Genomic DNA, 9,634 nt, shown 5'->3' on the forward strand with positions numbered 1-9,634 from the left:
GTAATCCCGCGCCCCTGCTACAGCACCCTGCCCCGCGTCTCGCTCAACGCCGCCGCGAGGCCGTACTTGCGGATCTTCTGGTACAGCGTGCTCTTGGCGATGCCGAGGTGCGAGGCGGTCTTGGTCAGGTTGCCGCCGCTGTACGCCACCGCCCGGCGAATCGATTCCGCCTCGGCCATCTCCAGCGAGTACACGGCGCCGGGCGGCACGGCAGCCGCGGGTTCCGCCCGAGCCGCATCGCCCTGCCAGGCGGCCGCGCCGATCTCCAGCGGCAGCTTGTCGACCGTGATCACGCCACCGTCGGCCATCAGCAGCGAGCCTTCGAGCGCGTTGCGCAGCTCGCGCACGTTGCCGGGCCAATCGTAGGCGAGCAGGCAGGCATAGGCGTCGTCGTCGAACGAGGCCAGCGGCAGGCCGTAGCGCTCGCACAGATGCGTGAGCCAGTGCGCCACCAGCGCGGGGATGTCGTCCTTGCGCTCGCGCAGCGGCGGGATGGCGATGTTGGTGACGGCGATGCGGTAGAACAGGTCCATGCGGAACTTGCCGGCGGCCACGTCGTCGCGCAGGTTCCGGTGGGTGGCGGCGACCAGCCGGAAACTGACCTTGCGCGGCGTGTTCTCGCCGAGCCGGTAGATCTCGCCTTCTTCGAGCACGCGCAGCAGGTGCGGCTGGATGTCGAGCGGCATCTCGCCGATCTCGTCGAGGAACAGCGTGCCGCGGTTGGCGGCCTCGATCTTGCCGGCCGCGCCCGACTTGCGCGCGCCGGTGAAGGCGCCTTCGGCATAACCGAACAGCTCGCTGGCGAGCAGGTCGCGCGACAGCCCGCCGCAGTTCAGGGCCACGAACGGCCCCTCGGCGCAGGCGCTGGCCTGGTGGATGCCCTGGGCGAACAGTTCCTTGCCGACGCCGGTCTCGCCCAGCAGCAGCACCGGCACCCGGGACGGCGCGAGGTGCTGCGCCTTCTCCACCGCCGAGCGCAGCGCGGCGCCGTTGCCGACGATGCGCGAGAAGGCCGGCGCCGGGGCCGTGCGCGCCGGCGGCGCGCCGCTGGCCGCGCGCTGCGGCACGGCCGGGATCACCAGCAGGAAGCCGAGCGTCTCGCCGGCCTCGCGGACGGTTTCGAGGCGGGCCAGCCGCAGCCAGTCCGGCGCGGGCCGGACGGCGGCGCCGGCCTGCCGGATGCCCAGGCCCGGCACCGAGAACCGGCGGTCCAGCGCGGTGTCCACGCCCAGCCGCAGCAGCGCCGCGGGCGCCTGCGGATTGGCCTTGACCAGTTGCCCGCATTCGTCGAGGACCAGCACGCCGTCGCTGCGCAGCGAGCCGAAGTGGCTGGCGCAGCGGTCCAGCAGCCGCAGGCGGCGCTCCATCGCCAGCTTGGCCAGGCGGCTTTCGATGCGCCCGGCCAGCGAGACCGTCAGCGCCAGGCTGTGCCGGCTATAGGTCTGCGCCAGGCCGGACACGTCGATGACGCCGAGCACGCCGCCGTCGAGCGGGTCGCGGATCACGGTGGCCGAGCAGGTCCAGCGCTTGATGCCGGCGCAGAAATGCTCGGCGCCGTGGATCTGCACCGGCTGCTGCAAAGCCAGCGCGGTGCCGATGGCGTTGGTGCCGCAGTTCAGCTCGGTCCAGTCGCAGCCCGGAATCAGGCCGACCTCGCCGGCCGGCTCGACGATGCGCATGTCGCCTTCCTGCTGCAGGATCATGCCGTCGGGATCGGCCAGCAGCATGATGGTGCCGGTCTGCGAGAGGAATTCGTGGGTCTGCTGGATCAGCGGCAGGCTGGTGCTGACCAGCCGCGCGTTCTTCTCGCGCCGCGCCCGCAGGCCGTCCTGGCCCAGCGGCGGCGGCGCGGCGCCGGCGCCGGGATCGACGCGGGCCACGAGGCAGCGCCGCCACGAGTCGTCCACCACGCAGCGCAGCTCGCCGGCATTCGCCTCGCCGCCGCCAATCAGGTGTTCCCAGGCGGACATGATGCTCGCGTCATGATCGGGATGGGAAAACCAGTCCATCGGTGTGCTGGCTGGATGCATGCCGTGTCTCCTTGCGGGGTCCGCCGGTGGCGGATCACGAATGGCCGGTGTGCCGGCTCGCTCTTTTTCGCTCTCTGGCTCTGCCTGCGCGGGACTGGCGCCCGCGTTCCTGGCCTGCGCCTTCGCTTGCCTGGCCGTCTGCTTTGCGCATGCTACTCCCGGCAGCGCCACCAGGGCCAGCCGGGACTTGCCCATCCCTGCCGGCAGACTGCGAGCAAATTCCACGCCACCGGCCCGGCGCCGCGCCACGGCGCGCGCGCGCCGGACCGCCCGCGCGGCGCCGTCCGAAAACAGGACGGCCGTCCGAAAATCGAACGGCCGTCCGGCCACCGGCCAAAACCGGCGGCCTGTCCACATGCGGTTGCCCGATGCGGAGGATGGGCTACATCGGCAGCGGAGCGCGCGTCAGTCCGCGCGCTCCGGCAGCGGCAGCTTCACCCAGTCGGTATAGAAAGCCTCGATGTCCGGCTCGAAGTCGTGGATCACCGGATACCACGGCGTGGGCGCCTCCACGTCGTGCATGGTCCCGCACTTCGGGCAGTAGTACTCGCGGTAGACCTGCCACTGGGTGTCCGGCGCCATCAGGTGCGGATAGACCTCGGTCATGGCTTCCTCGGTGTCGCGCACGTAGATGTTGGCGTGCAGCTTCCAGTTCTCCCGGTAGTCGCAGAACACATGGCCGCAGTCGCACTGCGTGACCCACTTGCGGGTCTTGGCCTGCTGCACGATGAACATGTGCGGGCCCAGCGGCAGCACGATGCGGTCGTCCCAGTCGAGCTTCTTCTGCAGCGCCTCGACGTACAGCTTGAAGCGCTCCGCGTCCTTGGGCATGGACAGCATGCGCAGCGTGGTGTCCCAGTCGAGCTTGCCGTCGACGAGGTTCTTGACCTGTTCACTGGTATAGGTAGACATCTTGCGTCTTCTCCTGAATCCTGCGTGATTGGATGTGCCGGGGCGGCCTTACTCTTCGACCAGCACCACGGTATGGACGTCCGGCATCTTGGACAGGTCCATGCGGTACTTGGAGCCGTAGGTCGGCACGTCGAGCTCGTCCTCGGTCAGGGTCCATGATTCCGGCAGGTCCCAGAACGCGCGGAACTGCTGCTCGAACTTCTGCGACAAGCCGAAGCTGGTGGCGAACATGTGCTGCACCTGGGTCGAGGCATGCTTGACCAGGATGCGCTCGCGCTCGCCCTTCATCCATTCCTGGGTCGGCTGCGAGCGCGCCAGGCGCTGGTTGCGGATCTCGACGCGCTGCAGCGCGGTCTGCCGGGCGTCCACCTTCCAGATGCCGTTGCCGTCCCTGGTCGCCACCGCGCCGTAGACCTTCTGCGCGTACTCGGGCAGCAGCACGGCGTTGTTCAGGTCGCGCTCGATGGCCTCCACCTCGCGGTCGAGCGGATCGCCGAAGCCGGGGCCGCCGCGCAGGTAGTTCAGGTACAGGTCGTAGTTGTCGTAGCAGTCCTCGGTGGTCATGCACTGCTGGTCGCGCTTGACGACGGCGCCGGCGTTGAGGTGGTTCTCGTAGTCCGGCAGGTCCGGGTTGGCGTCGCCGCCCAGCGGCAGGCTGTCGCCGCCGGCGATGCGCTCCTTCAGGCCGGTCTTGTGCGCCTCGAAGCGGTAGCCGGTGGCGGCCGGGTAGCCGCCCATCAGGCCCCAGTCGCTGTTCATGTAGCCGTTGCCCATGAAGAACATGGTCCAGTCCTGCGCCTTCCACACCATGCGCAGGGTCTCGAAGCCGCAGCCGCCGCGGTACTTGCCGTAGCCGCCGGAGTTGGCCTTGACGTTGCGCCCGAGGTAGAGCAGCGGCTCGGCCATCTCCCAGATCTCGATGTCACCCATGTCGCCTTCGGGGTTCCAGATCGCCGCGGCGTGGTTCAGCCCGTCCTTGATGGCGCAGGCGCCGGTGCCGCACGAGGAGGCCTCGAAGCTGTTGACCGCGTGGATCTCGCCTTCCTGGTTGATGCCGCCGCCCTGCAGCCAGTTGGAGGTATTGGCATTGCCGGCGTTGACCTCCTCCAGGTAGCCGCGGCTGAAATACGCCTGCGACAGCCCGCGCCACATCGCGCTCCAGCCGGACACCAGGAAGTGCCAGGCGTAGGCGTGGCCGGTGCGGCGATCGTCCGGGTTCATCCAGGTGCCCTTGGGCAGGTGGAATTCCGTGCCGAAGTAGGCGCCGTCGTTGATGCGCTGGGTCGGCACCAGGGTCTGGGTCATCATCACCCAGATGCCGCTGGTGAAGGCCACCTGGTGCGCGTTGTACGAATGCCAGCCCCAGCGGCTCGCGCCCTCGAAGTCCAGCCGCCACGAGCCGTCCTTGCGGATCTCCATCTCCACCGGCGAGTGCATGATCGAGTCGAGCTTGGCGAAGGCCGACGAGGTCTGCACGTCCGGGTGGTTGTAGGGCACGTCGACGAAGGCCACCTTGCGGTACTTGCCCGGCAGCGTCATGGCCTTGATGCGGGTCTGCAGGCCGCGCCGCCCTTCCTCGATCACCTCGTAGGCGAATTCCTCGTAGGCTTCCAGCCCTTCGTCGGCGATCACTTCCTCGATCAGGTCGCGGATCATGTGGCAGCCGGCGATGCGGGTGCGCTCGTCGAGGATCCAGTATTTCGGCGTGCGCACCGAGCGCTGGCTTTCGTGCAGCCAGTCGCGCAGCGGCGTGTCGTTCACGCCGGTCTTGCGGCAGGTGATCATGTAGCCGTCGCCGAAGCGCTGCACCTGCCCGGTCGACATCGAGCCGGGCGTGACCGCGCCGGTGTCGATCACGTGGGTCACGCCGCCCACCCAGCCCACCAGCTTGCCGTGCGAGAAGATCGGCACGATGGTGGCGATGTCGCACGGGTGCACGTTGCCGATCGAGCAGTCGTTGTTGGTGAACATGTCGCCGGGATGGATGCCGGGATTGCCCTCCCAGTTGTTCTCGATCATGTACTTGATCGCCGCGCCCATCGTGCCGACGTGGATGATGATGCCGGTCGAGGTCAGCACGCAGTCGCCGGCGGCGTTGTAGAGCGTGAAGCAGAGCTCGCCTTCCTGCTCGACGATGGGGCTGGCGGCGATCTTCTTGGCGGTCTCGCGCGCATGCACCAGGCCGCCGCGCAGCTTGGAGAACAGCTTTTCGTAGCGGATCGGGTCGCGCTCGCGGAAGGCCAGGCGCGTGAGCCCGTTGTAGTGGCCGGTCTGCGCGGTGCGCTCGAGTATCGCGTCGCGGAATTCCTTGAGCGTCTGGCCGGTCTTGAGCAGGTCGGCCAGGCCGACTTCCTTGCTGGACATCATGTTCATGGCGTGTCTCCTGTTATTTCGCTGCCTTGTTCACTTCCTTGAGGTGGAACAGGCGATGCTTGTCGAGCGTGGTGGCGAAGCCCTCCGGCACCACGAAGGTGGTGGCGTCGGACTCGATGATGGCCGGCCCGGTGATGGTGTTGCCCGGCTGCAGCGCCTCCATCTTCCACAGCACCGCGTCGTGCCACCGCTTCTGGCGGTAGAGCGGGCGCGTGCCGATGCGGGCCGCGGCCGGCGGCGTGGGGCCGCCGTCGGGGTCTTCGGGCAGCACCGGCTTCTGCGTCAGCACCATGCCGCGCATGATCGCGCCCGTCACCGAGAAGCCCAGTTCGGGCGAGCGCGCCGAGCTGGCGTACACGCGGCCGTAGGTCTGCTCGAAGGCATCGACGATGCGGTCCCAGTCGGCGGCGCCGGCCGCGCTGGGGATCGGCGAGTCGATCTCCAGGTCGTTGAGCTGGCCCATGTACTGCATGCGGTAGCCGGGGCGCAGGATCACGTCCTCGGGCTTGAAGCCGTTGATGCGGAATTCCTCGATCACCTTGGCGGCCAGGTCCGACCAGGCCTGCTGGATGGTCTGCGCGGCCTGCGCCTTGTCGGCCTCGGCCGCGCCCTGCGGCAGCGCCAGGTCGACGCTCTTGTCGTAGCGGTACTCGAAGTCCGCGCAGGCGCAGCCGAACGCCGAGAAGCCCGCGGCCCAGGCCGGCACGATCACGTCCTTGAAGCCCAGCCCTTCGGTATAGCCGTAGGTATGGACCGGCCCCGCGCCGCCGTAGGAGAAGCAGACGAACTCGGTCGGGTTGTAGCCCTTGGCGCTGACGTTGGAGCGCAGGTACTCGCGCAGCTGCAGGTCGAGCAGCTCGATCACGCCGGCGGCGGCGTCCTCCACCGACAGGCCCAGCGGGTCGGCGATCTGATCCTTGATGTGCTGGCGCGCGCGCGCCACGTCGAGCTTGATGGCGCCGCCGAGGAAGTTGTCGGGATTGAGGTAGCCGAGCACCACGTGGCAGTCCGACACCGAGACCGTGTCCAGCCCGCTCTCGGGCCAGCAGGTGCCGACCCGGTAGCCGGCGCTGTCCGGCCCCAGCTTGATGGCGCCGCTGTACGGGTCGAGCCGCACGAAGCTGCCCGCGCCCGCGCCCACGGAATCCATCGTCACCAGCGGCAGCGACAGCACCAGCCGCGCCATGTCCGGGTCGGCGGCGATGGCGAAGTTGCCCTTGGTGATGAGCGCCATGTCGAACGAGGTGCCGCCGATGTCGGAGCAGGCGATGTTGTCGTAGCCCAGCGTCTCGCCCAGCAGGCGCGAGCCGATCACGCCGCCGATCGGGCCGGAGACGATGGTGCGCGCCAGTTCCTTGGCCTTCCAGCTGATGGTGCCGCCGTGGGTGGCCATCACGCGCAGCTCGAACTTGGCGCCGTGCTTGCGGAAACGGTCGCTGACCTTCTTGAGGGTCTGGCGCGAGGGCTCGGCCGCGTAGGCTTCGAGCACCGTGGTGTTCATGCGGTGGCTTTCCTTGCGCTGCGGGTAGTAGTCCACCGAGGCGAACACCGGGATGTCGGCGCCGAGCTTCTTGAGCTCGTCACGCACGATGTCGCGCGCCTGCTGCTCGCTGGTGCCGTTCTTGTGCGACTGGAGGAAGCAGATCACGATGGCCCTGGAGCCGGCCGCCACCAGCTCGCGCGTGGCCTGGCGGGTCTCGTGCTCGCGCAGCGGGATCACGATCTCGCCCTGCACGTCGGTGCGCTCGGTCACGCCGCGCGTGCGCGACAGCGGCACCAGCGGTTCGTCGTAGCGGTGGGTGTTGAGGTGGATGCGCTCTTCCAGCGCGTAGCCGAGGTAGCTCTGGATCGCGCGGCCCATCGAGTGGACGTGCTCGAAGCCCTTGTTGACCATCAGGCCCACGTCGAGCCCCTTGCGCTGCACCACGCGGTTGAGCATCGCGGTGCCCGAATACACGCAGGTCAGCAGCTCGGGATAGACGTCGTCGACGCCGCGCTGCCAGTGCGCCAGCGCGTCCTCGGACGAATTGAAGATGGCCAGCGATTCGTCCTCGGGGTTGCTTTGCGCCTTGCCCACGACGAAACGGCCATCGGAGCGCACAAAGAAGGTGTCGGTCATCGTGCCGCCGGCATCGATGCCCATCACCTGGACTTGCGATTGCACTTCCATATCCATGTCTCCTTCCAGTGATTGCGTTCACGGCGGCTGCCGGGCAGCGCCGTTGCCAGGCTCGCCGCGTCGCGGGGCCCGGCTTCTCTCCGCAACCGCTGTGCCAGCGCACGGAAGGCGGTGAATTGTCTTTTGCATCAACGGGTTGGCGCGCAGCCGCCGGGTGGCGGCGAGGACGCCCGCGTAGCGGACGTCGCGATTTCGAACGGCGCCACCGTCCGGTTTTCGCGCTGTGGCGCGGCGGCGGGAGAGGTGGGGAAAGAGATGGCACGGGAGGTGGCCGGGCGACCGGAACGGCACGTCCGGCGCCGGCGCGCGCTTGCCGGGAACGGTTCCGACACATAGCAATGTTATGCTTTGGCCCTCGATAACTCCTGCGCGCACAGGGCGCGCACCCTGATGGAAATTGCCATATTACTGGCGCTGATTTTGCTCAACGGACTGTTCGCCATGTCGGAAATCGCGCTGGTGACGGCCCGCAAGGCCCGTCTGCAAAAACGGATCGAGGAAGGCGACCGCGGCGCCATCGAGGCGATCAAGCTGGGCGAAGATCCCACCCGCTTCCTCTCCACCGTGCAGATCGGCATCACCTCGATCGGCGTGCTCAACGGCGTGGTCGGCGAATCCACGCTGGCCCAGCCGCTTGGCGTCTGGCTGCAGGGCTTTGGCATGCAGACCGTCACCGCCGGCTACGTGGCGACCGCCATCGTGGTGGCCGGCCTGACCTACTTTTCCATCGTGCTCGGCGAGCTGGTGCCCAAGCGGCTCGGCCAGATGGCACCCGAAAGCATCGCGCGCCTGGTGGCGCGCCCGATCTCGTTCCTGGCGGTGGCTTCCACGCCGTTCGTCAAGCTGCTGTCCAGCTCGACGCGCCTGGTGCTGCGCCTGCTCGGCGTGACGAGCGGCCGCGGCCCGGCCGTGACCGAGGAAGAAATCCACGCGCTGCTGGTCGAAGGCTCGGAGGCCGGCGTCATCGAGCAGAACGAGCACACGATGGTGCGCAACGTGTTCCGCCTCGACGACCGCCAGCTCACCTCGCTGATGGTGCCGCGCGGCGACGTGGTGTGCCTGGACGTGGAAGTGCCGCTGGAAGAAAACCTGCGCCGCATCGAGGAGTCCGACCACTCGCGCTTCCCGGTGGTGCGCGGCGGCATGCACGACATGCTGGGCGTGGTCAGCGCCCGCCAGTTGCTGGCGCGCCGCCTGCGCGGCGAGCCCACCGACCTGACCGCGGTGCTGCAGGCGCCGGTGTTCGTGCCGGAGAGCGTGACCGGCATGGAGCTGCTGGAGAACTTCCGCGCCTCGGGCGGGCAGATGGCCTTCGTCATCGACGAGTACGGCGAAGTGCTGGGCCTGGTGACGCTGCAGGACCTGATCGAGGCCATCACCGGCGAGTTCAAGCCCGACAGCGCCGGCGAGGAATGGGCGGTGCAGCGCGAGGACGGCTCCTGGCTGCTCGACGGCCTGATCCCGATTCCCGAGCTCAAGGACCGCCTCGTCCTGCGCCACGTGCCGGAAGAGGACAAGGAGCGCTACCACACGCTGTCCGGCATGCTGCTGCTGTTGCTGGGCCGGCTGCCGCAGACCGGCGACACCGTGCGCTGGGGCGACTGGAAGTACGAGATCGTCGACATGGACGGCAAGCGCATCGACAAGGTGCTGGCCTCCGTGGTGCCGCCCGAGGACGGCGCCGACGCCGAGACCACCGGCTGACCGCGCGGCGGGCATGGCGCCCGCCCTCCGTTCCTCTTGCCCCTTCCGCATCCCCTCCCGCATTCGCCGGCCCGCTCCGCACCACCGTGGGGCGCCGCCGGCGAGACTTGATCGCCGTCAAGTCCGCGCGCCAGCGCACGATCCCGGCATCCGCCGCGCTTCGGGCCGCGCCCGCCCTGCCGTATGATCTTCGTTATGCCGAGCCAAGTGCGGCGCGGCGGCATGATCCACCAACACCCCTCCCATGCACCCAGACGCAGACGGCATCGTCGGCAAGCCGGAAGCGGACCTGCCCGACACCGGCGATTTCGCCGCCCTGCTGGCCGCGCGCCGGCAACGGCCAGGCGCGGCGCCCGGCCTGGCGGTGCTGGTCATCCACCTGGACCGCTTCAGCCACGCCAGCGAGACGCTGGGCCCCGGCCTGGCCGCCGGCCTG

The 9,634-nt window shown here is 68.8% G+C and carries 5 protein-coding genes and 1 pseudogene; 2 read left to right on the top strand and 4 right to left on the bottom strand.

Annotated elements, in window-relative coordinates:
• Positions 1-17 precede the first annotated feature (17 nt).
• From K206_RS0112870 to K206_RS0112885, 4 genes are all read right to left on the bottom strand, one after another.
• Positions 18-2,030 (bottom strand): sigma-54-dependent Fis family transcriptional regulator, encoded by a 2,013-nt coding sequence (locus K206_RS0112870; RefSeq protein ID WP_231401602.1) that lies wholly within the window; start codon positions 2,028-2,030, stop codon positions 18-20.
• A gap of 405 nt (positions 2,031-2,435) precedes the next feature.
• Complete coding sequence (locus tag K206_RS0112875; protein WP_020202827.1) at positions 2,436-2,942, bottom strand: acetone carboxylase subunit gamma; 507 nt, start codon at positions 2,940-2,942, stop codon at positions 2,436-2,438.
• 48 nt (positions 2,943-2,990) lie between these two features.
• The gene (locus K206_RS0112880) at positions 2,991-5,315 is read right to left on the bottom strand and encodes a hydantoinase B/oxoprolinase family protein (RefSeq protein WP_020202828.1); all 2,325 of its coding nucleotides are present in this window, start codon (positions 5,313-5,315) and stop codon (positions 2,991-2,993) included.
• A 13-nt stretch (positions 5,316-5,328) separates the two neighbouring features.
• Positions 5,329-7,485, bottom strand: a complete 2,157-nt coding sequence (locus K206_RS0112885) for a hydantoinase/oxoprolinase family protein (protein WP_020202829.1) — start codon at positions 7,483-7,485, stop codon at positions 5,329-5,331.
• 399 nt (positions 7,486-7,884) lie between these two features.
• On the opposite strand from K206_RS0112885, the gene K206_RS0112890 reads away from it, so the two are divergent.
• Complete coding sequence (locus tag K206_RS0112890; protein WP_029043569.1) at positions 7,885-9,198, top strand: hemolysin family protein; 1,314 nt, start codon at positions 7,885-7,887, stop codon at positions 9,196-9,198.
• A 244-nt stretch (positions 9,199-9,442) separates the two neighbouring features.
• A pseudogene (locus K206_RS0112895) lies at positions 9,443-9,634 on the top strand (GGDEF domain-containing protein); the annotation flags it as partial.

This window comes from Cupriavidus sp. WS (assembly GCF_000395345.1).
Lineage (GTDB): Bacteria > Pseudomonadota > Gammaproteobacteria > Burkholderiales > Burkholderiaceae > Cupriavidus > Cupriavidus basilensis_B.